This is a genomic window from Pseudomonas atagonensis, assembly GCF_011369485.1.
Classification (GTDB): Bacteria; Pseudomonadota; Gammaproteobacteria; order Pseudomonadales; family Pseudomonadaceae; genus Aquipseudomonas; species Aquipseudomonas atagonensis.
This window is the reverse complement of sequence record NZ_VXCA01000027.1, coordinates 89,120-114,700: the sequence shown is the minus strand read 5'-3', so window position 1 is coordinate 114,700 and position 25,581 is coordinate 89,120. Positions and strand designations below refer to the sequence as shown.

23 protein-coding genes are annotated in these 25,581 nt (G+C 60.9%); 17 read left to right on the top strand and 6 right to left on the bottom strand.

Annotation, left to right across the window (positions count from 1 at the left end; genetic code table 11):
• Positions 1-7: 7 nt before the first annotated feature.
• Positions 8-421, top strand: coding sequence for an alternative ribosome rescue aminoacyl-tRNA hydrolase ArfB (gene arfB, locus F2P67_RS19310; RefSeq protein ID WP_166222491.1), 414 nt, complete (start codon positions 8-10; stop codon positions 419-421).
• Here arfB and F2P67_RS19305 read toward each other — a convergent pair.
• The 6 genes from F2P67_RS19305 to phhA all read right to left on the bottom strand — a co-directional run bounded on the left by F2P67_RS19305 (position 418) and on the right by phhA (position 4,746).
• Positions 418-1,617 carry an MFS transporter gene (locus F2P67_RS19305; RefSeq protein ID WP_166222489.1) on the bottom strand — a complete coding sequence of 400 codons (1,200 nt, stop codon included), beginning with the start codon at positions 1,615-1,617 and terminating at the stop codon, positions 418-420. The genes arfB and F2P67_RS19305 overlap by 4 nt on opposite strands.
• 103 nt (positions 1,618-1,720) lie before the next feature.
• Entirely contained in the window at positions 1,721-1,903 is a 183-nt protein-coding gene (locus tag F2P67_RS19300) for a hypothetical protein (protein WP_025113527.1), read from the bottom strand.
• Between the two features lie 71 nt (positions 1,904-1,974).
• Complete coding sequence (locus F2P67_RS27940) at positions 1,975-2,106, bottom strand: hypothetical protein (protein WP_281355931.1); 132 nt, start codon at positions 2,104-2,106, stop codon at positions 1,975-1,977.
• A gap of 179 nt (positions 2,107-2,285) precedes the next feature.
• The gene (locus tag F2P67_RS19295) at positions 2,286-3,479 is read right to left on the bottom strand and encodes an amino acid aminotransferase (RefSeq protein WP_166222487.1); all 1,194 of its coding nucleotides are present in this window, start codon (positions 3,477-3,479) and stop codon (positions 2,286-2,288) included.
• Positions 3,479-3,835 carry a 4a-hydroxytetrahydrobiopterin dehydratase gene (locus F2P67_RS19290; RefSeq protein WP_003222798.1) on the bottom strand — a complete coding sequence of 119 codons (357 nt, stop codon included), beginning with the start codon at positions 3,833-3,835 and terminating at the stop codon, positions 3,479-3,481. Before F2P67_RS19290 ends, F2P67_RS19295 begins: the two co-directional genes overlap by 1 nt.
• A gap of 119 nt (positions 3,836-3,954) precedes the next feature.
• On the bottom strand, positions 3,955-4,746 hold the full coding sequence (gene phhA, locus F2P67_RS19285; protein ID WP_064390827.1) for a phenylalanine 4-monooxygenase: 792 nt from the start codon (positions 4,744-4,746) through the stop codon (positions 3,955-3,957).
• 383 nt (positions 4,747-5,129) lie between these two features.
• Here phhA and F2P67_RS19280 point away from each other — a divergent pair, with 383 nt between their 5' ends.
• The 16 genes from F2P67_RS19280 (at position 5,130) to F2P67_RS19205 (ending at position 25,546) form a co-directional block, all read left to right on the top strand.
• Positions 5,130-6,692, top strand: coding sequence for a sigma-54-dependent transcriptional regulator (locus F2P67_RS19280; protein WP_166222485.1), 1,563 nt, complete (start codon positions 5,130-5,132; stop codon positions 6,690-6,692).
• A 253-nt stretch (positions 6,693-6,945) separates the two neighbouring features.
• Positions 6,946-7,686 carry a flagellar basal body rod protein FlgF gene (locus F2P67_RS19275; RefSeq protein WP_093439577.1) on the top strand — a complete coding sequence of 247 codons (741 nt, stop codon included), beginning with the start codon at positions 6,946-6,948 and terminating at the stop codon, positions 7,684-7,686.
• A 45-nt stretch (positions 7,687-7,731) separates the two neighbouring features.
• Complete coding sequence (flgG, locus tag F2P67_RS19270; RefSeq protein ID WP_166222483.1) at positions 7,732-8,517, top strand: flagellar basal-body rod protein FlgG; 786 nt, start codon at positions 7,732-7,734, stop codon at positions 8,515-8,517.
• Between the two features lie 52 nt (positions 8,518-8,569).
• On the top strand, positions 8,570-9,265 hold the full coding sequence (gene flgH / locus F2P67_RS19265; RefSeq protein ID WP_034153262.1) for a flagellar basal body L-ring protein FlgH: 696 nt from the start codon (positions 8,570-8,572) through the stop codon (positions 9,263-9,265).
• A gap of 27 nt (positions 9,266-9,292) precedes the next feature.
• The gene (locus tag F2P67_RS19260) at positions 9,293-10,381 is read left to right on the top strand and encodes a flagellar basal body P-ring protein FlgI (RefSeq protein ID WP_011333019.1); all 1,089 of its coding nucleotides are present in this window, start codon (positions 9,293-9,295) and stop codon (positions 10,379-10,381) included.
• Between the two features lie 11 nt (positions 10,382-10,392).
• Complete coding sequence (gene flgJ / locus F2P67_RS19255; protein WP_166222481.1) at positions 10,393-11,685, top strand: flagellar assembly peptidoglycan hydrolase FlgJ; 1,293 nt, start codon at positions 10,393-10,395, stop codon at positions 11,683-11,685.
• A 22-nt stretch (positions 11,686-11,707) separates the two neighbouring features.
• On the top strand, positions 11,708-13,768 hold the full coding sequence (flgK, locus tag F2P67_RS19250) for a flagellar hook-associated protein FlgK (protein ID WP_166222479.1): 2,061 nt from the start codon (positions 11,708-11,710) through the stop codon (positions 13,766-13,768).
• A 13-nt stretch (positions 13,769-13,781) separates the two neighbouring features.
• Entirely contained in the window at positions 13,782-15,347 is a 1,566-nt protein-coding gene (locus F2P67_RS19245) for a flagellar hook-associated protein 3 (protein WP_166222477.1), read from the top strand.
• A gap of 96 nt (positions 15,348-15,443) precedes the next feature.
• The gene (locus tag F2P67_RS19240) at positions 15,444-19,004 is read left to right on the top strand and encodes a glycosyltransferase (RefSeq protein WP_166222476.1); all 3,561 of its coding nucleotides are present in this window, start codon (positions 15,444-15,446) and stop codon (positions 19,002-19,004) included.
• Between the two features lie 251 nt (positions 19,005-19,255).
• Positions 19,256-20,029, top strand: coding sequence for a glucose-1-phosphate cytidylyltransferase (rfbF, locus tag F2P67_RS19235; protein WP_166222474.1), 774 nt, complete (start codon positions 19,256-19,258; stop codon positions 20,027-20,029).
• Positions 20,011-21,093 carry a CDP-glucose 4,6-dehydratase gene (rfbG, locus tag F2P67_RS19230; protein ID WP_166222472.1) on the top strand — a complete coding sequence of 361 codons (1,083 nt, stop codon included), beginning with the start codon at positions 20,011-20,013 and terminating at the stop codon, positions 21,091-21,093. The genes rfbF and rfbG overlap by 19 nt, the downstream gene beginning before the upstream one ends.
• The gene (locus tag F2P67_RS19225; protein ID WP_166222470.1) at positions 21,090-21,650 is read left to right on the top strand and encodes a dTDP-4-dehydrorhamnose 3,5-epimerase family protein; all 561 of its coding nucleotides are present in this window, start codon (positions 21,090-21,092) and stop codon (positions 21,648-21,650) included. Before rfbG ends, F2P67_RS19225 begins: the two co-directional genes overlap by 4 nt.
• Positions 21,647-22,873: a class I SAM-dependent methyltransferase gene (locus F2P67_RS19220; protein WP_166222468.1), complete on the top strand. Its 1,227-nt coding sequence runs from the start codon at positions 21,647-21,649 to the stop codon at positions 22,871-22,873. Before F2P67_RS19225 ends, F2P67_RS19220 begins: the two co-directional genes overlap by 4 nt.
• Entirely contained in the window at positions 22,870-23,721 is an 852-nt protein-coding gene (locus F2P67_RS19215; RefSeq protein ID WP_166222466.1) for an NAD-dependent epimerase/dehydratase family protein, read from the top strand. Before F2P67_RS19220 ends, F2P67_RS19215 begins: the two co-directional genes overlap by 4 nt.
• Positions 23,718-24,791, top strand: a complete 1,074-nt coding sequence (locus F2P67_RS19210) for a class I SAM-dependent methyltransferase (RefSeq protein WP_166222464.1) — start codon at positions 23,718-23,720, stop codon at positions 24,789-24,791. Before F2P67_RS19215 ends, F2P67_RS19210 begins: the two co-directional genes overlap by 4 nt.
• Positions 24,792-24,808: 17 nt before the next feature.
• Entirely contained in the window at positions 24,809-25,546 is a 738-nt protein-coding gene (locus F2P67_RS19205) for a cephalosporin hydroxylase family protein (RefSeq protein WP_166222462.1), read from the top strand.
• Positions 25,547-25,581: the final 35 nt, after the last annotated feature.

Sequence of the window (25,581 nt, the reverse complement as noted above, 5' to 3'; positions counted from 1 at the left end):
CTTTTCCATGCTGGTGATTTCCAACAATGTGCATCTGCCGGATGCCGAGATCGAACTGACGGCCATCCGCGCGCAAGGCGCCGGCGGGCAGAACGTCAACAAGGTCTCCAGTGCCGTGCACCTGCGCTTCGACATTGCGGCTTCGTCGTTGCCCGAGTTCTACAAGGAACGGTTGCTGGCGCTGCGTGACAGTCGCATTACCAGTGAGGGCGTGCTGATCATCAAGGCTCAGCAGTACCGCACGCAGGAAGCCAATCGCGCCGATGCCCTGGAGCGTCTGGTCGAGTTGATCCTCAGCGCCACCAAAGTCGAAAAGAAACGGCGCCCGACCAAACCGACCCTCGGTTCAAAGAAGCGCCGGCTCGAATCGAAGACCAAGCGCGGCAGCATCAAGGCCGGGCGTGGCAAGGTGGACTTCTAGTCTTCGCGGTACTTGGCCGTGTGCTTGTACAGATAGACGCTCAGGGCCAGTCCGCTCAGTGATGCCAGCGCAGCGAACAGGAAGATCGAAGCAAAACCGAATCCCGCCGCAATCGCTCCGGCCAATGGCCCGGTAATCCCCAGCGACAAGTCAATGAACAGCGAATAGGCGCCAACCGCCGCGCCACGGCTGGAGGCTGGCACGAGGTTAACCGCCTCTACGCCCAGCGCCGGGAACACCAGCGAAAAACCAAAACCACTGAGTGCCGCACCGGCGAGCGCCCAGTGTGCGTCGGGCGCCAGCCACAGCAGCAACAAGCCCAGCGTCTCCACTGACAGGCAGGCAATCGCCACGCGGAAGCCGCCGAGGCGGTTGATCAGGTTGCCGAACAACAGCCGCGCACCGATGAAGCTGGCGCCGAACAGGCTCAGGCACAGCACGGCGTTGTCCCAGTGTTGAGTGGCGTAATACAGGGTGATGAAGGTCGCGATAGTGCCGAAGCCGATCGAGCCCAGCGCCAGTCCGCAACCGTGCGGGAAGACTCGCCCGAGGACGTGCATGAATGGCAGTCGCTCTCCGGCGACAATCGGCGCTGCGGTTTTCGGCCACGCCAGTGCCAGACCGAGCATCGCCAGCAAGATGATGCTGACGCCCATGCTCCACAAACCCAACCGGCCGACCAGCCACACGCCAAAAGGCGCGCCGACCGCCAGTGCGCCGTAACTGGCGATGCCGTTCCACGAGATCACTTTGGCGGTGTTGGCCGCACCGACGCGGCCGATGCCCCAGCCGATCGATCCGGAACCGACCAGGCTTTCCGCGCTGCCCAGCACCAGTCGGCCGATCAACAGACTGATCAGGCTGAGCATCGGCAAGTTCGGCGTCCACGCCGAAATCAGCATGAACACACCGCTCAAACCGCAACCGGCGAGGCCGTACATCACTGCCAGTTTGCTGCCCTTGTTGTCGATGATCTTGCCGGCGTACGGACGGCTGAGGAGGGTGGCGAGGTATTGCACGCTGATAACCAGCCCGGCGATGACTGCGCCGAAACCGAGGTCGCTGTGGACGTAACCCGGCAGTACCGCGAGCGGAATGCCGATGTTCAGGTAGCCGATGAAGGTGAACAGGACGATGGAAACGACTTGCAGCGTGACTGCCAGGGGGCGCTGGGGCTCTGACTTGGAGAACGACATGGGCAACGATCCACAGGAAAGCAGGATTAGATAGGCTGCTTATGATACCGGCGCGGACGTGTCAGGGGCGGGGAAAAGTAAAACTATTTGCCGGAGGGCAGAATCAAGACTTGGCCGGCGCCACCAGTTGCGTGGTGACCAGGGCGGCGAGGGCATTTTCCTCGCTGCCGAAACGGGCGAGCAGGGCGGCCTGTTTCTCGGGGGAGAGCCGGTTCCAGATCTCGATCATTTTCTCGGTGGCGCCGATCAAAACGGCAGCTTGGCTTTCGGAGAATTCGTCGGTCATGGCGGGCTCGGGATTTCAGGCAGTGTGGAAAGCGCATGTTAGCGCTTTCCACACGGTCTGTACGGCGGGTTTTACTCTTCGCTGTCGGCCGGACGGCTCTCAACGGCTTCTTTCGGCTCGGGCTGCGCCGCGCCGGCTTGTTGCGTGGTCGTCTGCTCAGGTACGTGCAGGCTTGGGAAGGGGAGATTAGGAATCTCGTGCATGGTTGCGCTCCTCGCTAAGTCTGTTGATAGATCTGGTAGATCCGCGCTTCTGAAAAAGCCTGCGCAGGATACAGCAGGAAAAATGACAATCAGACTTTTAATTCAAATTAATGCGACAGATGGCCGCAGGGGGAGGGCAAAAACAAAAGATCACCGAGGATGCAAATGTGGGAGCGCTGTTACTTGCAGACGTTGGCGATGGCGTCGGCCAGCAGATCCAGGCGCGTGGCATCGATGCCGGCGACGTTGGCCCGGCCCGAGCTGACCATGTACACGCTGTGATGCTCGCGCAGTTGTTTCACCTGCTCAGGCGACAGACCGGTGTAGGAGAACATCCCGCGTTGCACGCCGATGTGCGCAAAACGTTCGCGCAAACCGTGCGGCTCCAGCGCTTCCACCAGACCGCTGCGCAACTGGGCGATGCGCAGGCGCATGGTTTCCACTTCATCGGCCCAGCGGCGCTTCAGCTCCGGGTCGGCGAGGATGGTCGCGACAACCGCCGCACCGTGATCCGGTGGCGTCGACCACAGGTTGCGGGCGATGTTGGCCAGTTGGCTGCGGATGTCGATGAGCTTGTCAGCGGTTTTCGCGCAGACGATCAGGGCACCGGTGCGGTCGCGGTACAGGCCGAAGTTCTTCGAGCAGGAGCTGGTGATGAGCAGCTCTGGCACCTCAGCGGCGAACAGTCGGGTCGACCATGCGTCCTGATCCAGCCCATCGCCAAAGCCCTGATAGGCAAAGTCGATCAGCGGCAGCAAGTCACGGCGACGCACCACATCGAGCACGCGCTGCCAGTCGTCGTGACTCAAGTCAAAACCGGTCGGGTTGTGGCAGCACGCATGCAGCAGCACCACATCGCCTTTCGGCACTTCATTGAGCACAGCGAGCATCGCATCGACGTCGAGACGGTTGTCGCTGCCCACATACGGGTAATGACTGACCTTGACCCCGGCCGCCGCGAAAATGGTTTCGTGGATCGGCCAGGTCGGATTGCTCAACCACACACCTTTGCCCGGCAGGCATTGTGCGATGAAATCAGCGGCCAGGCGCAGGGCGCCGGTGCCGCCCGGCGTTTGGGTAGCGCCGGCACGTTGTTCGGTGATCAGCTTCGAGTCGGCGCCGAGCACCAACTCGTTGATGACCTTGCCGAACAGTGGATTGCCGTGGCCACCGATGTAGGTCTTGGTGTCCTGGCTTTCGACCAGACGCGCTTCGGCGATTTTCACCGCCTCGGGAATCGGCGTCAGACCCTGGGCGTCCTTGTAGACGCCAACGCCGAGGTCGAATTTGCGCGGGTTAGCGTCCTGCGCATAAGCCTCCATCAAACCGAGGATCGGGTCGCCGGGCACCCGGCCGATGGCGTCGAAGTGCATTACTTGCGTCCTTCTGCGGTCTTGGCCACTTCGTCAGTGCGCGCGGCCATGATGAAGTCGTTGCGGTGCAGGCCTTTGATCGAGTGGCTCCACCAGGTCACGGTGACTTTGCCCCACTCGGTGAGCAGGCCCGGGTGATGACCTTCGGCCTCGGAGATCTCGCCGACGGCGTTGGTGAAGGCCAGCGCGTGCTTGAAGTTCTTGAACAGGAAGACTTTTTCCAGCTGCATGATGCTGTCACGCACTTCGATGTTCCAGTCAGGGATCTGCTTGATCAGGATCGGCAGTTCTTCATCGCTGACCTGAGGGGCATCGGCACGGCACGCTTCGCAATGGGCTTGGTTCAAAGTGGACATGGTGTGTTTCCTGAAATCGGGTGTGTTTTTTTTATAGAAGTTTTAACGGTCGTCAATGCCGCCACGCTAAACCAAAGTGGCGCTCACTGACAGGCTCACGTGTCAGCAAAAGCTGCGGTTCACGCCGCTTTGGGTTTTGGCGGAAATTTTGGCGCGTGCAGACCCAGCTGCATGCCTTGTCTGACCATGGCCATGATGTCTTCATGGGCCACGTCGAACAGGCGCTTGAGGTTGGGCAGGACAAAATACAGCGGTTGCAGAATGTCGATGCGGTACGGCGTGCGCATGGCTTCCAGCGGGTCGAAGACCTGATGCTCGGGCTCGTCCGACAGCGAGTAAACGGTTTCTTTCGGCGAAGACAGAATGCCGCCGCCGTAAATGCGTTTGCCTTGCGGGGTGTCGACCAGACCGAACTCGATGGTCATCCAGTACAGGCGCGCCAGGTACACGCGTTCTTCCTTGGTCGCCTGCAGGCCGAGCTTGCCGTAGGTGTGGGTGAATTCAGCGAACCACGGGTTGGTCAGCAAAGGGCAGTGACCAAAGATCTCGTGGAAAATGTCTGGCTCTTGCAGGTAGTCCAGTTCTTCACGGGTACGAATAAACGTGGCCACCGGAAACTGCTTGCTGGCCAGCAGTTCGAAAAAGGTCTGGAAGGGGATCAGCGCCGGGACGCGGGCGACCTGCCACCCGGTGGTCTCACCGAGCACCTTGTTGATCTCGCCGAGTTGCGGAATGCGGTCGTGGGGCAGACCGAGTTTTTCGATACCGTCCAGGTACTCCTGGCAGGCACGCCCTTCGATCACTTTCAGTTGGCGAGTGATCAGCGTGTTCCACACCGCATGTTCTTCGGCGGGGTAGTCGATAAAACCTTGCGCATCGGGCTCGCGAGCCACGTATTGCGTCTGCTTCATACTGCTCTCCTGCTAGGGGAATTCGTTCTTGTTATGTCCAGCGATGGAGTCAGATTTACCGCAGAGCAGGGCGCTGTGCAGCCTCTTGTGCGCATTCCGTGTAGGAAAAATCTCGAAGATTCGTAAAGTATTCGTTACGGAATGGCTTCGGGTTCGCGATTGCGGAGATTTTCGGGTTTGAAATAGCGGATAGGTGTCACATAATCTTGACGACTATCTTTGCGCCCCTGCAGAAATTTCAGGTCGAAGTGAGTCCCTGTGGGAGCGGGCGTGCTCGCGAAAGCGGTGTTTCAGTTAAAAGTTTGTCGACTGACACTACCCTTTCGCGAGCAAGTCCGCTCCTACAGGAGTTGTGTTCAATTCCACCCTTTCGGGCCTTTTATATGCGTATCAAAGTCCATTGCCAGAACCGCATCGGCATCCTGCGCGACATCCTCAATCTGTTGGTGGAGTACGGGATCAACGTCGCGCGCGGCGAGGTCGGTGGCGAGCATGGCAACGCGATTTATCTGCATTGCCCGAACCTGATCAACATCCAGTTCCAGGCCCTTCGCCCGAAATTCGAGGCGATTGCCGGGGTATTCGGCGTCAAGCGCGTAGGACTGATGCCCAGCGAGCGCCGGCATATGGAGCTGAATGCTCTGCTCGGTGCCCTGGAGTTTCCGGTGCTGTCGATCGACATGGGCGGCTCGATCGTTGCGGCCAACCGTGCGGCGGCGCAATTGCTCGGCGTGCGGGTCGATGAAGTGCCGGGGATTCCGCTGTCGCGTTATGCCGAGGATTTCGATTTGCCGGAACTGGTGCGCGCCAACAAATCGCGAATCAACGGCATGCGCGTCAAGGTCAAGGGCGACATCTTTCTGGCTGACATCGCGCCGCTGCAATCGGAGCATGACGACAGCGAAGCCATGGCCGGTGCTGTACTGACATTGCATCGCGCCGACCGCGTCGGCGAACGCATCTATAACGTGCGCAAACAGGAATTGCGGGGCTTCGACAGCATCTTCCAGAGCTCGAAAGTGATGGCGGCCGTGGTGCGCGAAGCGCGGCGCATGGCGCCGCTTGATGCGCCGCTGTTGATCGAAGGCGAAACCGGCACCGGCAAGGAATTGCTCGCCCGGGCCTGCCACCTCGCCAGCCCGCGTGGGCAGTCGCCGCTGATGGCGCTTAATTGCGCGGGGCTGCCAGAGTCGATGGCCGAAACCGAACTGTTTGGCTACGGCCCGGGAGCGTTCGAAGGTGCACGGGCCGAAGGCAAGCTCGGGCTGCTGGAATTGACGGCGGGCGGCACGTTGTTTCTCGATGGCGTCGGCGAAATGAGTCCGCGTTTGCAGGTGAAATTGCTGCGTTTTCTGCAGGACGGTTGCTTTCGTCGGGTCGGCAGTGACGAGGAGGTTTATCTCGACGTGCGGGTGATCTGCGCGACCCAGGTCGATCTGTCCGAATTGTGCGCACGCGGGGAGTTTCGTCAGGATTTGTATCACCGTTTGAATGTGCTTTCGCTGCACATTCCACCGCTGCGCGAATGCCTCGACGGGTTGACGCCGCTGGTGGAGCACTTCCTCGATCAGGCCAGTCGGCAGATCGGTTGCGCACTGCCGAAACTGGCGCCGGCGGCGATGGACCGGCTCAGTCATTACCACTGGCCAGGCAATGTGCGCCAACTGGAGAACGTGTTGTTTCAGGCGGTTTCGCTGTGCGACGGCGGCACGGTCAAGGCCGAGCACATCCGTTTGCCGGACTACGGCGTGCGTCAGCCGCTTGGCGATTTTTCCCTGGAGGGCGGGCTGGACGAGATTGTCGGGCGCTTCGAGAAAGCGGTGCTGGAGCGGCTGTATTCCGAGCATCCGAGCAGCCGCCAGTTGGGCAAGCGGCTTGGGGTTTCCCATACCACCATTGCCAACAAGCTGCGTGAATACGAAGTCGGCAAAGACCCCGAAAGCTAAGTAAAACTCCTGTGGCGAGGGGATTTATCCCCTCGCCACAGGGTTATTCGCCCAGCCCGAGATAGGGATTGCCGCCAAGCGGCATGACACCGCCGGTTTTTCGTCTTCGATACATTTCAATTTTCCCCTCTCGATCCCCCAAGTCCTTTGTTTACCGGGCCTCAAGCCGTCAGAAAAAAGTTGGTCTGCAAATTGCTTATGGCTCAGCAGTACAGCGGTGGGCGGCAAACGTCCGGCATGCAGAGGAAAGAGTGTGGACAAGTACCTTTATGTGGCAATGACCGGCGCCAGCCAGAACGCACTGGCGCAGAAGGCTCATGCCAACAACCTGGCGAACATCTCCACCAACGGTTTTCAGCGCGACCTGGAGCAGGCGCGTTCGATGCCGGTGTTCGGTGACAGCTTTCCGGCGCGAGCGTTTGCCATGAGCGAACGGCCCGCCACCGACTTCACGCCAGGCTCGCTGGTGCAGACCGGTCGTGACCTCGACGTGGCCGTCACCGGCAATGGCTGGATCGCCGTGCAGAACCCGAACGGTGGCGAAAGCTACGTGCGCACCGGCAGCCTCAATGTCGACGCCCTCGGCGTGTTGCGTGCCGGCAACGGCATGCCAGTGATGGGCAATGGCGGTCCGATCGCCGTGCCGCCCGAGCAGCAGATCGAAGTCGGTGAAGACGGCACCATCAGTATTCGTGCGATGGGCGAAGGCCCGCGCGTCATGGCGGAAGTCGACCGGATCAAACTGGTCAACCCGGACATCAAGAACATGAACAAGGGTCTGGACGGTTCGATTTACACCAAGGACGGCCAGCCGGCGCCGGCCGATGCCAACGTCAAACTGGTGTCGGGTTTCCTTGAATCGAGCAACGTCAATGCCGTGGAAGAAATGACCTCGGTGCTGGCCCTGGCCAAGCAGTTCGAGTTGCACGTCAAGATGATGAACACCGCCAAAGACGACGACCAGGCCATGGCTCGGGTCTTGCAGATCAGCTAATTATCAGAACGTCGCGCCGTAAAACAGGCGCACGAGGAGAATCGAATGCTTCCGGCTCTATGGGTTGCCAAAACCGGTCTGTCCGCCCAGGACACCAACCTGACCACCATTTCCAACAACCTGGCGAACGTCTCGACCACGGGTTTCAAACGTGACCGCGCCGAGTTCCAGGACCTGCTGTATCAGATCAAGCGTCAGCCTGGCGCCCAGTCGACTCAGGACAGCGAATTGCCGTCGGGTCTGCAAGTGGGTACCGGTGTGCGCATCGTCGGCACTCAGAAAAACTTCACCGCCGGCAGCCTGCAAACCACCGAGCAGCCGCTGGACATGGCCATCGACGGTCGCGGTTTCTTCCAGATTCTGCAGCCGGACGGCACCACGTCCTACACCCGTGACGGTACTTTCCACCTCGATTCCAACGGCCAGGTCGTCAATGCCAGCGGTTTCGCCCTGGAGCCGGCCATTGTCATTCCGAACGACGCGCAGACCTTCACCGTCGGCCGCGACGGCACCGTCTCGATCACCATCGCCGGCAACCCGGCTTCCCAGGTGATCGGCAACCTGCAAACCGCCGACTTCATCAACCCGGCCGGTCTGCAAGCCGTGGGCAACAACCTGTTCCTGGAAACCGCCGCTTCCGGTGCGCCGCAAGTCGGCACGCCAGGCCTGAACGGTTTCGGTACCACGCTGCAGAACACCCTGGAAACGTCCAACGTCAGCACCGTTGAAGAGATGGTCAATATGATCACCACTCAGCGCGCCTACGAGATGAACTCCAAGGTGATCTCCACCGCCGACCAGATGCTCTCGTTCGTAACGCAGAATCTGTAATCAAGTCCAAGAGGCGGCCATGAGGCTGCCTGCAACACCGTGAGGTAGGGTCATGAATCGCTTCGTATCTGTTCTGGCATTGAGTGGAGTCGTCTCGCTCGCGGGCTGCGTCGCTCCGACGCCCAAGCCCAATGACCCTTACTACGCTCCGGTGTTGCCGCGCACGCCGTTGCCGGCAGCCGCCAACAACGGCTCGATTTATCAGGCCGGTTTCGAGCAGAACCTGTACAGCGACCGCAAGGCCTTCCGGGTCGGTGACATCATCACCATCACCCTGAACGAGAAGACCCAGGCGAGCAAAAACGCCAACTCGCAAGTGGCCAAGAACAGCAAGACCGGCATCGGTCTGACTTCGTTGTTCGGCGGCAGCGGCACCACCAACAACCCGCTGGGCGGCAACGACCTGAGTCTGGATGTCGGTTACAGCGGCGACCGTGCGACCAAAGGTGACAGCAAGGCGGCCCAGGGCAACACCCTGACCGGCTCGGTCACCGTGACCGTCGCCGACGTCTTGCCCAACGGCATCATTGCCGTGCGGGGCGAGAAGTGGATGACCCTCAACACCGGCGATGAGCTGGTGCGGATTGCCGGTCTGGTGCGCGCCGATGACATCGCCACTGACAACACCGTGTCGTCGACCCGCGTCGCCGATGCACGCATCACCTATTCGGGCACCGGTTCGTTCGCCGATGCGAGTCAGCCAGGCTGGTTCGACCGTTTCTTCCTCAGCCCGCTGTTCCCTTTCTAGGTGGCTACGTTGAATTTCAAACACCTGATGCTGGCTGCCGCACTAATGTCCGCAGCCTTTGGTGCCCACGCCGAGCGGCTGAAAGATATCGCCAGCATTTCCGGCGTGCGCTCCAACCAGTTGATCGGTTACGGCCTGGTGGTCGGGCTTAACGGCACCGGTGACCAGACGACGCAAACCCCGTTCACCCTGCAGACCTTCAACAACATGCTCTCGCAGTTCGGCATCAAGGTGCCGCCTGGATCGGGCAACGTGCAGTTGAAAAACGTCGCGGCGGTTTCGGTGAGTGCCGATCTGCCGGCGTTCGCCAAACCGGGTCAGCAGGTCGACATCACCGTTTCCTCGATCGGTAACTCCAAGAGCCTGCGTGGCGGCACCTTGCTGCTGACGCCGCTCAAAGGTATCGACGGCAACGTCTACGCCATCGCTCAGGGCAACCTGGTGGTCGGCGGTTTCGATGCCGAAGGTCGTGACGGTTCGAAGATCACCGTCAACGTTCCGTCGGCCGGTCGTATTCCCGGCGGTGCTTCGGTGGAGCGTTCGGTGCCGAGTGGTTTCAACCAGGGCAACAGCCTGACGCTGAACCTCAATCGCTCCGACTTCACCACCGCCAAACGCATTGTCGACAAGATCAACGACATGCTCGGCCCAGGTGTGGCGCAAGCCATCGACGGCGGTTCGATCCGTGTGACCGCGCCGCTCGATCCAAGCCAGCGTGTCGACTACCTGTCGATCCTCGAAAACCTTGAAGTCGATCCGGGTCAGGCCGTAGCAAAAGTCATCATCAACTCGCGCACCGGCACCATTGTCATCGGCCAGAACGTGAAGGTATCGCCGGCCGCCGTGACCCACGGCAGCCTGACCGTGACCATCACCGAAGACCCGATCGTCAGCCAGCCGGGCCCGCTGTCCAACGGCCAGACCGCCGTCGTGCCACGCTCGCGGGTTAACGCCGAACAGGAAGCCAAGCCGATGTTCAAGTTCGGCCCGGGCACTACCCTCGACGAGATCGTGCGGGCGGTGAACCAGGTCGGCGCAGCACCGGGTGACTTGATGGCGATCCTCGAAGCACTGAAGCAGGCCGGCGCGTTGCAAGCCGACCTGATCGTGATCTGAGGACGACGACCATGGATATGCGCAAGAGCGGTCTGGTCAGCAGCAGCGATTCGGGTTCGTACTCTGACCTCAATCGACTGAACCAGCTCAAGGTCGGCGACAAGGACAGCGATGCGAACATGCGCAAGGTCGCGCAGGAGTTCGAATCGCTGTTCCTCGGCGAAATGCTCAAGTCGATGCGTTCGGCCACCGAAGCACTGGGCCAGGACAATCCGCTGAACACGCCGGCCGCCAAGCAGTATCAGGAAATGTACGACCAGCAACTGGCTGTCTCGCTTTCCCGCGAGGGTGGCGGTATCGGTCTGGCGGACGTGCTGATGCGGCAGATGTCGAAGAACAAGCCGATGGCGCCGGGTGAGGCCGCGGCCGCGTCCGCCGCCAAACAGGAAGAAGCCAAAGCCAAGGCTGCCGCCGTGGTCACGCCGGTTGCCGCCGGCACGGTCGCCACCAATGGCCCGTTGTCGCGTCTCAACGGTGAGCGTCCGCTGTGGGCGTCGCGTTCGGTGCATGCGCCGAACACCGAACTGACGCATCGCAATGACATGGCAATGATCAATCAGCGTCGTCTGGCCTTGCCGCCCAAGCTGGCCGATCGCTTGCTCGCCGGTCTGGTGCCGTCGGCGACGACAAATGCCACGACCCAGTTGCCGCAACGCTCCATAACCGCCGCCGCTACCGGCTCGGGCCCGTTGTACAACGGTGACTGGCTGGCCCGCGCCGAGGCTGAAAAATCCTCCGGCGGGCAGATGCAGATTTACGGTCGTGCGATGGCGCAGATTCCATTGGCACCGGCCAAGCGTGCGTTCAGCAACGCCGACGAATTCGTCAACACCATGCTGCCGATGGCCAAAGAAGCCGCTGCGCGCATTGGCGTCGATCCGCGTTATCTGGTGGCGCAGGCTGCACTGGAAACCGGCTGGGGCAAATCGGTCATGCGTGCCCAGGATGGCAGCAGCAGCCACAACCTGTTCGGCATCAAGGCAAGCAGCAACTGGAAGGGCGATTCGGCCCGGGCGATCACCAGCGAGTTCCGTAATGGCGAGATGGTCAAGGAGACGGCCGAGTTCCGTTCCTACGCCTCGTACAAGGACAGCTTTCACGATCTGGTGACTTTGCTGCAGAGCAATAATCGCTATCAAGATGTGCTGAAGTCGGCCGATAACCCAGAACAGTTTGTACGCGAGTTGCAAAAGGCCGGTTACGCCACCGACCCGAACTACGCAAGCAAGATTTCGCAGATTGCCAAGCAGATGAACGTTAACCAGAACTACGCTGCGGCGGGCGTTTCGACAACGCCTCTATAAAACATAAAGTAAGGTTTGAACCATGAGTTTGCTCAACATCGGGATGTCGGGTTTATCCGCTAGCCAACAGTCATTGATGGTTACGGGCAACAACATTGCCAACGTCGATACGGCCGGCTACTCGCGCCAGCAAACCGTGCAGAATTCAAAGAGCTCGATTCAGAACGGCAACCTCTGGATCGGCACCGGTACAACCCTGGCTGACGTGCGCCGGGTGTACAACAGCTACATCGATGCGCAGTTGCAGACCACCACCTCGCTCAACAGCGATGCGGCGGCTTATCTGGGTCAGGTCACGCCGCTGGACAAGTTGCTGTCCGACAGCGGCACCGGCCTCAATGGTGCGCTGACCAAGTTCTTCGCCTCGGTGCAGAACGTCAACGCCAAGCCAGGCGACGATGCTTCGCGCCAGTTGCTGCTCAGCGATGCGCAAGCCTTGAGCGCCCGTTTCAACTCGGTTTCCAGCCAGTTGAACGCGCAGAACTCGGACATCAACGGCAACCTGACGAGCATGGCCGATCAGGTCAACAAACTCGCCGCGACCGTTGCGCAACTGAACCAGAAGATCTCTGAAATTTCCAACGCCGGCGGCCAGCCCAACGAGCTGCTCGACGCGCGTAACGAGACCATTCGCCAACTCTCGACCTTCACCGGTGCGCAGGTCGTTGAGCGCGACGGCAACATGGACATTTACCTGGGCAACGGTCAGCCGCTGGTCATGGGCGGTACTGCCAGCAAGCTGGAAGTCACCCCTAGCAAGACTGACCCTTCGCGCATGGGCCTGCAGCTCAACAACGGTTCCAGCACCGTCGACATCACCTCGGGCATTACCGGTGGCGAGATCGGTGGTCTGCTGCGTTATCGCAGCACCGTGCTGGATCCGGCGATGAACGAGCTGGGCCGCGTGGCGCTGGTCGTCGCCGATCAGATGAACACGATTCAGGCGCAAGGCATCGACAAGAACGGTGCTTTTGGCGGCAACCTGTTCACCAGCATCAACACCGCAGCCAACATGGCTTCGCGCAGCACGGCCACTGTTGGCAACAGCGCCGGTTCCGGCAACTTCGATGTGAGCATCGAGGACACCGGCAAGCTGACCATCAACGATTACAAAGTGACCTTCACCAGCGCCACGGACTACACCGTGCAGCGTCTGCCGGAAGGCACCGCCATGGGCGCGTTCAGCACTACCACCAACCCGCCACCGGTGATCGACGGTTTCTCGTTGAAGCTCACGAACGGCACGGCAGCGGCGGGCGACACGTTCAAGATCACCCCGACCCGCAACGCTGCGGCCAACATCAAGACCGAGATGACCGACTCCAAGCGTCTGGCCATCGCCGCGCCGTTGGGCGCCGCCATCGCCCCGGGCGGCAGCGGTACGCTGACCATCCCGGCCAGCGGCCAACCGACCCTGACCACTAAGTTCGACATTTACGACCCGACGACGACCACTGCGATGCAGAACGGTATGAAGTACTCGACGCCGGTCAAAGTGGTGTTCGGTGATCCGTCGGCGGACGGCACCAGTCAGGGTTATCAATTGCTCGATGCCCAGGGTGGCGTGCTGAGCAGCGGCACCATCAAGCCGGGTCAGAACAACACGTTGAGCCTGAGCATTCCGCTCAAGGATTCGACCGGTGCACCGATCCCGCCGGCACCGGCCACGCAGTACTCGGTCAGCTTCGACATGACCGTCGCCGGCGCCCCGGGCAAGGGTTCGACGATCAACGTCAGCCTCAGCCAGCCGGGTACCCTGGACAACCGTAACGGCGGCGTACTGGCCGACCTGCAAACCAAGCAAACTGTGGACACCGGTTCGGCCAGCAAGGGCATTTCCCTGACCGACGCTTACGGCAAACTGGTTGAGGGCGTGGGTGCCAAAGCGGCGCAGGGCAAGCTCGACAGCGCCGCCACCGACGCCATCCTGGCCAACGCCAAGGGCGCGCGGGATTCTCTGTCCGGTGTCGACCTCGACGAAGAAACCGGCAACCTGGTCAAGTTTCAGCAGTACTACACCGCGTCCTCGCAGATCATCAAGGCTGCGCAGGAAATCTTCAGCACACTGATCAACAGTCTTTAAGGAGTCGTAAACCATGCGCATTTCTACCGGCCAGTTTTACGAGTCCTCGGCAGCCAACTATCAGAAAAACTTCGCCAACGTGGTCAAGAGCAGCGAAGAGGCGAGCAGTCTTGTTCGCGTCAACACCGCGGCGGATGATCCGGTCGGCGCTTCGCGTCTGCTGCAGTTGGGGCAGCAGGCTTCGATGCTCGATCAGTACGAAGCCAACGCCACCACCATCAAAGGCACCCTGGGTACCGCTGAAGCGGTGATGACCAGCATCACCAACGTGCTGCAGCGTGCCAAGGAGCTGGCCGTGAGTGCCGGCAACGCCGGTTACACCGACGCCGACCGTCAGGCCACTGCTTCCGAACTGGGTCAGATCGAAGAGCAACTGCTCAGCCTGATGAACACCAAGGACGAGAACGGCAAATACATCTTCGCCGGCTCCAAGGGCGATACCGTTCCGTTCACGCGTAACGACGACGGCACCTACAGCTACAACGGCGACCAGGTGACCCTCGATCTGGCGATCGGCGACAACATGAAAATGGCCACCAACACCACCGGTTGGGAAGCCTTCCAGCAAGCGATCAACACCAGCCGCAGCCAGGTCACCATGACCGCGCCGCCGGTCAATGACAATCGCGTGGTGCTGTCCAACGGTCAGGTCTCGTCGAACGTCAGCTACAACAGCAAGTTCCGCAGTGGCGAGCCGTATAGCGTGTCGTTCGTCAGCGGTACCCAGTTGAAGATCACTGATGCCTTGGGCAATGACGTGACGGCCGAAGCCAGTCAGGGCGGTACATTCGACCCGCAAAGCACCGCCGGTCAGACCGTCAGCTTCCGGGGTGTGGACCTGACCCTGAACATCAATCTGCAATCGGGCGATGTGCCGGGCACTGTGCTGCCGGGTCACTCGTTCACGCTGGCCGCCAAACCTGACACCTTCACCGGCACCCGCAGCCCGGGCAACCCGTCGTCGGCGCAGATCACCGGCAGCAGCATCACCAACTCGGCAGATTACAAAGCCAGTTTCCCGACCGGTTCGGCGGTGATGAAATTCACCAGCGCTACCGCGTTTGATCTGTATGCCGCACCGTTGACCGCCGACAGCAAGCCTGTGTCCAGCGGTACCGTGACGGCGGGCGTGGCTACGGCTTCCGGCGTGAGCTTCAATATCAGCGGCACACCGTCTGCCAATGATCAGTTCAACGTTTCAGTCAACACCCACGAAACCCAGAACATTCTCGACAGCGTCAGCCAGTTGAAGAACGTGCTGAACACGCCAACCAACGGTAACGCCTTGGCTATTCAGCAGTTGCAGGCCGGTCTGGCGTCCGGCCTGGGTAACCTGGCCAGCGGCACCGATCAGTTGTCCAGCGCGATCAGTTCGGTGGGTGGCCGTGGCTCATCGCTGATGACCCAGAGTGATACCAACCAGTCGCTGGTGCTGGCCAACGCGCAGACCCAATCGTCGATCCGTGATTCCGATCCGGCTGAGGTGATGACCCGTCTGACGCTGCAGCAAACCATGTTGCAGGCTTCGCAACTGGCTTTCAGCAAGATTGCGCAACTGGGCTTGTTCAACAAGATCTGAGTCTGTGCCCGTCGAGCTGCCAACCGTCTTTTCCTAAGCGGTTACGGGGTTTCTGCCTGAACAGGGCAGGAACCCGCCGCTCGAGAGTTTCCCGTCGTGAATCAACTCCCCCTCGTCAGCATCGTCATCCCCGCTTATAACCCGCGCTTTTTTGATCAGGCGCTGATGAGCGCGCTCGTGCAGACCTACGAACACCTCGAAATCGTTATTTGCGATGACTCGGACGACCAGCAGATCCGCGATATCGTCGAGTCGTTCGGTGAGCCGGCACACCCGATCCGTTACTTGCGCAATCCGCAGCGTCTGGGGTTGCAGCAAAACGTACTGCGCTGTGTCGAAGAGGCGCGCGGCGAGTACATCAAAGTCTTGTGTGATGACGATCGCCTGTTTGCGCCGAGCATCGCCTTGCAGGCACAAGTGCTGATCGAGCACGCCGATGTCAATCTGGTGTTCGCCTTGCGCATGCTCAGCGATGCCGGCAATTTTCTCTTGCCGCCGCGCGTCGACAATTGCCGGTTCAGCCCCAACGACGCCTTGTTCAAGGGCGACGACATGCTGGCGATCTTCGAGTCCACGCCGTTGAACTTCGTTGGCAATTTCACCGCGGCATTGATGCGCCGCGCCGATGTGCTGGAGCTGTTGCCGGCGTTGATACAGGAGGGCGCCGGTTTCGTCGCCACCCTCGATTTCGCCTTGTTCGTGTGCCTGATGCGGCGTGGCAATCTGGTTTCGCTCAACACCGTGCTGAGCACCGAGCGCCTGCACCCGGAGCGTCTGAGCAAAACGCCGGAGATGCTCAAGGCTGCCAAGGTCGAGTGGGAGTGGCTCAAGCAAATGCTCGTCGCTCGCAGCGGTGAAGCGGCACCTGCCGCCGGCTGGGTACGCTACATCGATCTGGCCAACATCCATGATTTGCCCCACGCCTGGCAGGAACTGTGCGTGACGCGCATTCTCGGCAACCGCAATACCGTGGTCAGCGGTCGGGTCGGCGCCGAAAGCGAAAGCTACGCCGACTTCTACCGTGAGTGGCTGTCGATCCGCTGTTTCTCGCCGGTCGAGCAACAGCAGATGCCTCAGCGCATCGCCAGTTGGGCCAGACGTGCGCAGATTGTGCCGATCGTGATCGACACCACGGGCGATGCCGACGCCGTGCAAGCCACGCTGCGCAGCATCGATGCTCAGCTGTATGCGCCGGCGGCTGTGGTGTTGTTGTCCGATGCGCAGTGCGACGTCGGTACGCGTGTGTTGCAGTTGCCGTATCAGGCCGACTGGGCGCAACAACTCAATGCCGTCATCCCGCAACTGGAAGGCAGCGACTGGTTTTACCTGTTGCGTGCCGGCGATGCCCTGCGCGATTCAGCGCTGTTGATTCTGGCCGAACGAATCGCTGCGACGCCGGGCATTTTGTGCGCCTACAGTGACGAGGGCGCGCTGGTCGAAGGCGAATCGACGGAGCCGGTGTTCAAGCCCGATTTCAATCTCGATCTGATGCGCGCCTACCCGTATGTGGGGCGCGCGCTGGCCTTCGAACGTCAGCGTTTCATCAGTGAGGGTGGCTTCGATGCGGTTCATGGCGAACTGGCGCCGCACGACCTGTTGTGGCGTCTGGTCGAAGAGGCGGGCCCACAGACCATCGAGCACATTGCCGAGGTTCAGGTGGAGTCGACGCTGACCTACGCGCAATGGTTGTCGTTGCCTGAAGTCATCGATTACAACGCGGCGGCAGTGACGGCCCATCTGCAGCGTATTGGCGTCGATCACCTCATTCGCCACGAAGCGCTGCCGCTGATCAACCGTATCGACTATCGGCACGCGGCACGCCCGCAGGTGTCGATCATCATTCAGACGGGCGATTCGCTGCACGCCTTGCAGCGTTGCACCGAGAGCCTTATCGAGCACACGGCTTACAGCCAGTACGAACTCCTGATTGTTGATAGCGGCGTCACTGATCCGCAGATGCTCGGGTGGCTGAGCGCCATGGCGCAGTTGAGTGCTTCGATGTTGCGGGTGTTGCGTTATGCCGGTGATAACAACACCGCTGCCATCCGCAACTTCGCCGCAGAGCAGGCCCGCGGCGAGTATCTGTTGCTGCTCGATGTCCAGGCAGTGATCTGTGAAAGCGACTGGCTCGACGAGCTGCTCAATCAGGCTCAGCGACCTGAGGTCGCCGTGGTCGGTGCGCGTTTGCTCAGCCCGGAAGGGGCGATTGTCAGCGCCGGCCAGATTCTCGGATTGGCCGGGCCGGTCGGTTCGCCATTTTACGGTGAGTTGGCCAGCAGTCGCGGTTACATGCAGCGCCTGCACGTGACGCAGAACTGGAGCGCGGTGAGCGGTCAGTGCCTGATGGTGCGCAAGCAGGTGTTTGATGAGCTCGGGCAGTTCGATGCGCAGACGTTCAGCAGTGGTTTGAGCGATGTCGATCTGTGTCTGCGTGCGGGCAATGACGGTTATCTGGTGGTCTGGACGCCTTATGCCAGCGTGGTGATCGCGGCGCTGACGGAGTCTGCACCGCTTGCCGTTTCCGCTGTTGAAGAGGAGGCGTTTCACCACAAATGGATGCCGAAAATCATCAAGGATCCGGCGTACAGCCCATCACTGAGTCTCGGTGTGTCGAGCTTCAGCCTGGAGCCGTCGCTGCGCAATAACTGGAACCCCTTCTGCTCGCGGCACTTGCCGCTGATTCTCGGTCTGCCGGTCAACAGTTCGGCCGTCGGCCATTACCGCGTCACCGGCCCCTTGGCTGAACTTGAAGCCTGCGGTCGTGCCCTTGGCCGCTGGGCGTACGAATCGCCGTCGACCGTTGAAATCGAGCGTCTGGCGCCGGATTCGATCATCCTGCAATGCCGTTACAGCGACGGCGCGGTCAGTGATATTCAGCGCATCAAAAAGTACTCCAGTGCGCTGCGGATCTTCGAACTTGACGACTATGTGGTCAGTGCACCGAAGAAAAACACCCATGCGCGCAACAAACCGGTGAACACCGAACAGATGCTGCGCGAAGGCATTGCCTTGTGTGATCGCGTGGTGGTCACCACGCAGGCGCTGTCCGATGCGTTGTCGAGCATGCACAGCGACATCCGCATTGTGCCGAACATGCTGTCGCCGGATCCGTGGGCGACATTGACCAGTCACCGCCGTACTTCGAGCAAGCCGCGCGTCGGTTGGGGGGGCGGCACCAGTCACACGGGCGATCTGGAGATCATCGCCGAGGTTGTGCGTGAACTGGCAAACGAAGTCGAGTGGGTTTTTTTCGGCATGTGCCCGGACGAGTTGCGTCCGTATATCCACGAATTCCACTCGGCGATCAGCCTGCAAAGCTACCCGTTCAAACTGGCCAGCCTGAACCTCGATCTGGCACTCGCGCCGCTGGAGTTTCACATCTTCAACGACTGCAAGAGCAACCTGCGTCTGCTGGAATACGGAGCCTGCGGCTACCCGGTGATCTGCACCGACACCGAGGCTTATCGCGGTCACCTGCCATGCACCCGGGTTTACAGCAACAGCACCGAGGAATGGCTGCAAGCAATCCGCATGCACCTCGCCGACCCGGATGCGAGCTTTCGCATGGGCGATGAATTGAAAGAGGCCGTGCATCGCGACTTCATGTTGCGTGGCGACAACCTTAATCACTGGCTGTGGGGCTGGTTGCCGGACTGAGCACCCAACCAGAAAGCTCCCTTGAAGGGATGAATCCGCTGTCGGATTCATCCCTTTTTTCATGCCGGCACCACCCGCCGACGCAGCGCCTGTATAGCTGGCGCGTTTCCTGCAAGTCCCCCTCAAATCGCCATAAAACGAGCGCTCACGGTCTTTGCACTGGCGTTCGAGACGGCAAAAAGGTTTAGCCAGAAGGCCCGCAACGCGTAACAGCGCCACGCGCGGCTCGGTGACGAACAAGAGGGGAGACGATGAAGGCAGTTATTTTGGCGGGTGGCCTCGGCACGCGCATCAGTGAAGAGTCGCACCTCAAGCCCAAGCCGATGATTGAAATCGGCGGCAAGCCAATTCTCTGGCACATCATGAAGCAGTATTCCGCACACGGAATTCACGACTTCGTGATCTGCCTCGGCTACAAGGGCTACGCGATCAAGGACTTCTTCGCCAACTACTTCCTGCACACCTCTGACGTCACCTTTAACATGCGCGAAAACCGCATGGACGTGCACCAGAATTACAGCGAGCCGTGGAGCGTCACCCTGATCGATACCGGCGAGGAAACCATGACCGGTGGCCGACTGCTGCGAGCCGGTCGTTATCTGCAGGATGAAGAGGCGTTCTGCTTCACCTACGGCGACGGCGTGTCCGACATCAACATTCGCCAGTTGGTGGACTTCCACACGGCTCACGGGCGTCTGGCTACCGTCACTGCGGTGCAGCCGCCGGGCCGATACGGCGCCCTTGAGCGACATGGCGATCAGGTGCTTGGTTTCACCGAGAAACCCCGTGGCGACGGTGGCTGGATCAACGGTGGTTTCTTCGTGCTTTCGCCAAAGGTACTGCCCTACATCACCGATGACGCCACCACGTGGGAAGCCGAGCCTCTGGCACGCCTGGCTCAGGACGAACAGTTGCAGGCCTTCGAGCACGAAGGCTTCTGGCATCCGATGGACACCCTGCGTGACAAGAACCATCTCGAAGCGCTGTGGCAGAGCGGGGAGGCCCCATGGAAACAATGGGCCTGAGTGCTGATTTCTGGCGCGGCAAGCGTGTGCTGGTCACCGGCCACACCGGTTTCAAAGGCAGTTGGCTGACCCTGTGGCTGCAAAGCCTCGGCGCGCAAGTCAGCGGTTTTGCCCTTGATCCGGCGACCGAGCCGAGCCTGTTCGAACTCGCGCGCGTTCACGAAGGTATCAATGACCAGCGCGGCGATCTGCGTGATCTCGGCGCCTTGCTCGAGATCATCGCCGACACCGAGCCGCAAATCGTCCTGCACCTGGCGGCGCAGCCACTGGTGCGCGAAGGCTATCGCGATCCGCTGGGCACTTATTCAAGCAACGTGATGGGCACGCTCAACCTGCTCGAAGCGATTCGTCAGGTCGGTTGCGTGCGCGCCTGTGTGCTGGTGACCACCGACAAGGTCTACGCCAACAAGGAATGGCTGTGGCCATACCGCGAAGACGAAGCCCTCGGTGGCCACGACCCATACAGCAGCAGCAAGGCCTGCTGCGAGCTGTTGGCGCAATCCTATGCCGCATCGTTCTTCCCCGCCGACAAGTACGCCGGGCACGGTCTGGCCCTGGCCACCGCGCGCGCCGGCAACGTGCTGGGCGGCGGCGATTTCGCCCCGGAACGACTGATTCCCGATGTGCTGAAAGCCTGGTCGGCGGACGAGCCGGTGACCCTGCGCTTCCCGCAGGCCGTGCGCCCGTGGCAGCACGCGCTGGAGCCGCTGGCCGGTTACCTGCAACTGGCTGCCGGCCTCTACGAACAAGGCCCGGAATACGCCGGGGCATGGAACTTTGGCCCGGGCGAAGCGGACATGTGCAGCGTCGGTGAAGTTGTCGAACTGCTCGCCAATCGCTGGCCACAGGCCCGTGGTCTGCGCATCGAACCGAGTGAGTTGCACGAAGCCGGTCTGCTGCGTCTGGACAGCAGCCGGGCGCGGCAACTGCTGGGCTGGCAACCGCGCTGGACCTTGCAGCAATGCCTGACGCAAACCCTCGACTGGCACCTGGCGTGGCAGAACGGCGATGACATGCGCGCCGTCACCCTTGGCCAACTGAACCTGTACCGAGGCGCGTTGTGAGCGAGTTTTCCCTGAAGGCGCTGCCGCTGGCCGGACTGTTCAGCGTCCAGCACAAACGCTTCGAAGACCAGCGCGGGCATTTCGCCCGGCTGTTCTGCGAAGGCAGCCTGAGTGCGTTTGGCAGCGAATTTCATATCCGTCAGATCAATCATTCCTGCACCCGCGAGAAGGGCAGTGTGCGGGGTCTGCATTATCAGAACGCGCATGCACCGGAAGCCAAACTGATCACTTGCCTGCGCGGTGAAGTGTGGGACGTGGCGGTGGATTTGCGTCCGGATTCCGCGACCTTCCTGCACTGGCACGCCGAGCACCTGAAGGCCGGCGACGGTCGCGGCCTGCTGATTCCGGCCGGGTTCGCCCACGGTTTCCAGACACTCACCGATGATGCCGAGCTGCTTTACCTGCACAGCGCCGATTACGCCCCGGAGCACGAGGGCGGGCTGTCGGTGAATGATCCTCGGCTGGCGATCGCCTGGCCGTTGCCTGTCAATAATTTGTCGGTGCGTGATTCCAGCCATCCCGCGCTCGATCAACACTTTGCCGGAGTGCGTTTATGAACTGCCGTGGGTGCGCCGCACCGCTGAGCCTGCCGCTGATCGACCTCGGCACCTCGCCGCCGTCCAACGCCTATGTGCACGCCCATCGACTGGAGCAGGCCGAGCAATGGGTGCCGCTCAAGGTTGCCGTGTGTCAGCAATGCTGGCTGGTGCAGACTGAGGATTACACCTCTGCCGACAGCCTGTTCGATGCCGAGTACGCCTACTTCAGTTCGTTCTCCAGCACTTGGCTGGCTCACGCCGAGCGTTATGTGGCTGAGATGGTCGAGCGCTTTGGCCTGACGGCTGACAGCCGGGTGGTGGAGGTCGCTGCCAACGACGGCTACCTGCTGCAATACGTGGCCGGTCGCGGCATTCAGTGCCTGGGCGTCGAGCCGACCCGCAGCACCGCGCAGGCGGCACGGGAAAAAGGCCTGGAGATTCGTGAACTGTTCTTCGGTCGCGACACCGCCGCACAGATGAAAAGCGAAGGCTGGGCCGCCGACCTGATGGCCGCCAACAACGTGCTCGCTCATGTGCCGGACATCAACGATTTCCTCGGCGGTTTCGCCACGCTGCTCAAGCCGACCGGCGTCGCCACCTTCGAATTCCCGCAACTGCTGACGCTGATGGCGGGCGCGCAGTTCGACACGCTCTATCACGAACACTATTCCTACCTGTCCCTGACTGCCGTGCAGACGCTGTGCGAACGCAACGGGCTGGAAGTGTTCGACGTCAGCCAGTTGACCACCCATGGCGGATCGCTGCGGGTGTTCGTCCAGCGCAAGGATGGCGAACGCCGCGCCGTGCAGCCAGCGGTGCAACAGCAGTTGCAGGCCGAGCTCGATGCCGGGGTAAAAACCGCCGGGTACTACGCTACCCTCGCGCCGGCCGCAGAACGCATCAAGCACGAACTGCTGCGCTTCCTGTTGCAGGCCAAAGCCGATGGCAAGCGCGTGGTCGGTTATGGCGCGGCGGCCAAGGGCAACACCTTGCTCAACTACGCCGGAGTCAAACCGGATCTGCTGGCCTGGGTCGCCGATGCCAACCCGCACAAACAGGGCAAGTTCCTGCCGGGCAGCCGTATTCCAATCGTCGCGCCGGCGCAGATCGACATCGAGAAGCCGGATTACGTACTGGTGCTGCCGTGGAACCTGCTGCACGAAGTCAGTCAGCAGCTGGCTCAGGTGCGTCAGTGGGACGGTCGCTTCGTGATCGCCGTGCCTGAGATGAAAGTCCTGTGAAAGTGCTCGTCACGGGAGCCACAGGCTTCGTCGGTCGACACCTGGTTAGGGCATTGCTGGCTCGTGGCTGCACGGTGCGGGCGGTCGCGCGCGACGCGCAGAAAGCCGCCGACATGCCGTGGATCAATGATGTCGAGTTCCTGAGCGGGGATATTCACGCGGCGGATCTGAATGTCGCAGCGCTGACCGAGGGCATCGATGCGCTCGCGCACCTGGCGTGGCCGGGGCTGCCGAACTATCGGGCGCTGTTCCATTTCGAGCACAACCTGATGGCCGACTACCGCTTCATCAAAGGTGCGGTAGAGGCGGGCGTGAAGCAGGTGCTGGTGACCGGCACCTGCTTCGAGTACGGCATGCAGAGCGGCCTGTTGAGCGAGCAGAACGACGCGCAGCCCGCCAATCCTTACGGTCTGGCCAAGCACACCCTGCACCTGTTTTTGCAAAATCTGCAGCAGGAGCATCCGTTCACCCTGCAATGGGCGCGCCTGTTTTACCTGCACGGTGAAGGGCAGAACCCCAGCAGTCTGTTGGCGGCGCTGGACCGGGCAATCGATGCCGGCGATGCGATGTTCAACATGTCGGCGGGTGAGCAACTGCGCGATTTTCTGCCGATTGAAACAGCTGCCGGTCATCTCGCCGCGATCCTGCACAAACGCGATTTCGACGGCACGATCAATTGCGCCAGCGGCCAGCCGGTGTCGGTGCGTGCGCTGGTCGAACAGCGTCTGCGCGAACGCGGCGCGAGTATCGAGCTGAACCTCGGCCACTACCCGTACCCGAGCCACGAACCCCTGGCATTCTGGGCGGTGACCGAGCGTTTGCAACAGTTATTGGGAGAGTCGCAATGAGGCACGAGTTGTATCGGGTCACCGACCTGCCGGTGTTGCAGAACCGCACCTTTGTCGATCCCGAATCGGCGAAGGCATCGGCCAGCGCCGACATGTTGCTGGTGCAGGATGAACACAGCGGGCTGATCTTCAATGCGGCGTTCGACGCCGACAAGCTCAGCTACGACGCCGACTATCAGAACGAGCAGGCACATTCCGGCCAGTTCCAGAAGCACCTGAGCGATGTCGAAGGCATCATTGCCCGGCACTTCAAAGGTCAGGAGCTAATCGAGGTCGGCTGCGGCAAAGGCTACTTTCTCGAATTGCTCAAGGGCCTCGGCTACTCGATCACCGGCATCGATCCGGCCTACGAGGGCGAGAACGCCGACGTGATCAAGGCCCCGTTCACCCGTGGTCTGGGCCTGGAGGCGGACGCCATCGTGTTGCGCCATGTGCTGGAGCACATTGAGGATCCGCTGAGCTTTCTGGCGGTGATCGCCGAAGCCAATCAGGGTGCTGGGCAGATCTACATCGAAGTGCCGTGCTTCGACTGGATCCTCGAACACCGCGCCTGGTTCGATCTGTTCTACGAGCACGTCAATTACTTCCGCCTCGATGACCTGCGCCGGATGTTCGGCACGGTGCATGAGGCCGGCCACCTGTTCGGCGGCCAGTACCTGTACATCGTCGCTGACCTTGCCACGCTGCGCCTGACCCCGGAACAACCGGTGCAGCGGTTGGCATTGCCAGACGATTTCACCGCCAGCCTCGAGCGTGCGGTGCAGATCATCCAGTCCGCGCCGGAACAGGGTTCGGCGATCTGGGGTGCGTCGTCCAAGGGCGTGATCTATTCGCTGTTCCTGCAACGCGCGGGCGTGGCGGTGGATCGTGTGGTCGATATCAACCCGGCCAAGCAGGGGCGTTACCTGCCGCTGAGCGGTGCACGGGTGTCTTCGCCACAAGAGGCCATGGACGCGCTGCCCGAAGGCGCCAACCTGTTTGTGATGAACTCCAATTACCTCGAAGAAATCAAGCGGATGACCGGTGGACGCTACGTCTATCACGCCGTCGATAGCGCTTCGTTCCAGTGACCATTGAGATTTTGAACATGACCGACAACAGCATCAATCAAGCTTTCGAAGCCGAATGCCGCGAGCAGATCGCCCAACAGGGTGACGACCAGAAACTCACTGGCCTTGCCCGTGATTTCTTCAACGAATCGGCCAAACACAAATACAGCTACCACTTCTCATGGATGGGTCGTCCGATCATCCAACTGCCGCAAGACATGATGGCGATGCAGGAAATCATCTGGCAGGTGAAACCGGATCTGGTCATCGAGTGCGGCATCGCCCACGGCGGTTCGATCATCTACTACGCCTCGTTGCTGGAACTGCAAGGTCACGGCGAAGTGCTGGGCATCGACCTCGACATTCGTCCGCACAACCGTGAAGCGATCGAAAGCCACCCGATGGCCAAGCGCATCTCGATGATCGAAGGTTCGAGCATCGACCCGGCCATCGCCACCAAAGTGCGCGCTGTCGCCGAAGGCAAAAAAGTCATTCTGGTGCTCGACTCCAACCACACCCACGACCACGTACTGGAAGAGTTGCGTTTGTATGCACCGCTGGTGTCCGTGGACAGCTACTGCGTGGTGATGGACACCGTGGTGGAAGACATGCCGGCCGATTTCTTCCCGGATCGTCCATGGGGCCCGGGCGACAACCCGAAAACCGCCGTGTGGAAGTACCTGGAAGAGAACAAGGATTTCGAAATCGATGTGCAGTTGCAAAACAAGCTGCTGATCACCGTGGCGCCGGACGGCTATCTGCGTCGCGTTCGTTAATCAAAAAGATCGTCGAAGACCGGTTGTGGGGATAG

What these genes read in the sequence shown, in the direction of transcription:
- arfB (WP_166222491.1), top strand. Translation starts at nt 8, where the DNA reads ATGCTGGTGATTTCCAACAATGTGCATCTGCCGGATGCCGAGATCGAA.
- F2P67_RS19305 (WP_166222489.1), bottom strand. Translation starts at nt 1,617, where the DNA reads ATGTCGTTCTCCAAGTCAGAGCCCCAGCGCCCCCTGGCAGTCACGCTG.
- F2P67_RS19300 (WP_025113527.1), bottom strand. Translation starts at nt 1,903, where the DNA reads ATGACCGACGAATTCTCCGAAAGCCAAGCTGCCGTTTTGATCGGCGCC.
- F2P67_RS27940 (WP_281355931.1), bottom strand. Translation starts at nt 2,106, where the DNA reads ATGCACGAGATTCCTAATCTCCCCTTCCCAAGCCTGCACGTACCTGAG.
- F2P67_RS19295 (WP_166222487.1), bottom strand. Translation starts at nt 3,479, where the DNA reads ATGCACTTCGACGCCATCGGCCGGGTGCCCGGCGACCCGATCCTCGGT.
- F2P67_RS19290 (WP_003222798.1), bottom strand. Translation starts at nt 3,835, where the DNA reads ATGTCCACTTTGAACCAAGCCCATTGCGAAGCGTGCCGTGCCGATGCC.
- phhA (WP_064390827.1), bottom strand. Translation starts at nt 4,746, where the DNA reads ATGAAGCAGACGCAATACGTGGCTCGCGAGCCCGATGCGCAAGGTTTT.
- F2P67_RS19280 (WP_166222485.1), top strand. Translation starts at nt 5,130, where the DNA reads ATGCGTATCAAAGTCCATTGCCAGAACCGCATCGGCATCCTGCGCGAC.
- flgG (WP_166222483.1), top strand. Translation starts at nt 7,732, where the DNA reads ATGCTTCCGGCTCTATGGGTTGCCAAAACCGGTCTGTCCGCCCAGGAC.
- flgH (WP_034153262.1), top strand. Translation starts at nt 8,570, where the DNA reads ATGAATCGCTTCGTATCTGTTCTGGCATTGAGTGGAGTCGTCTCGCTC.
- F2P67_RS19260 (WP_011333019.1), top strand. Translation starts at nt 9,293, where the DNA reads ATGCTGGCTGCCGCACTAATGTCCGCAGCCTTTGGTGCCCACGCCGAG.
- flgJ (WP_166222481.1), top strand. Translation starts at nt 10,393, where the DNA reads ATGGATATGCGCAAGAGCGGTCTGGTCAGCAGCAGCGATTCGGGTTCG.
- flgK (WP_166222479.1), top strand. Translation starts at nt 11,708, where the DNA reads ATGAGTTTGCTCAACATCGGGATGTCGGGTTTATCCGCTAGCCAACAG.
- F2P67_RS19245 (WP_166222477.1), top strand. Translation starts at nt 13,782, where the DNA reads ATGCGCATTTCTACCGGCCAGTTTTACGAGTCCTCGGCAGCCAACTAT.
- rfbF (WP_166222474.1), top strand. Translation starts at nt 19,256, where the DNA reads ATGAAGGCAGTTATTTTGGCGGGTGGCCTCGGCACGCGCATCAGTGAA.
- rfbG (WP_166222472.1), top strand. Translation starts at nt 20,011, where the DNA reads ATGGAAACAATGGGCCTGAGTGCTGATTTCTGGCGCGGCAAGCGTGTG.
- F2P67_RS19220 (WP_166222468.1), top strand. Translation starts at nt 21,647, where the DNA reads ATGAACTGCCGTGGGTGCGCCGCACCGCTGAGCCTGCCGCTGATCGAC.
- F2P67_RS19210 (WP_166222464.1), top strand. Translation starts at nt 23,718, where the DNA reads ATGAGGCACGAGTTGTATCGGGTCACCGACCTGCCGGTGTTGCAGAAC.
- F2P67_RS19205 (WP_166222462.1), top strand. Translation starts at nt 24,809, where the DNA reads ATGACCGACAACAGCATCAATCAAGCTTTCGAAGCCGAATGCCGCGAG.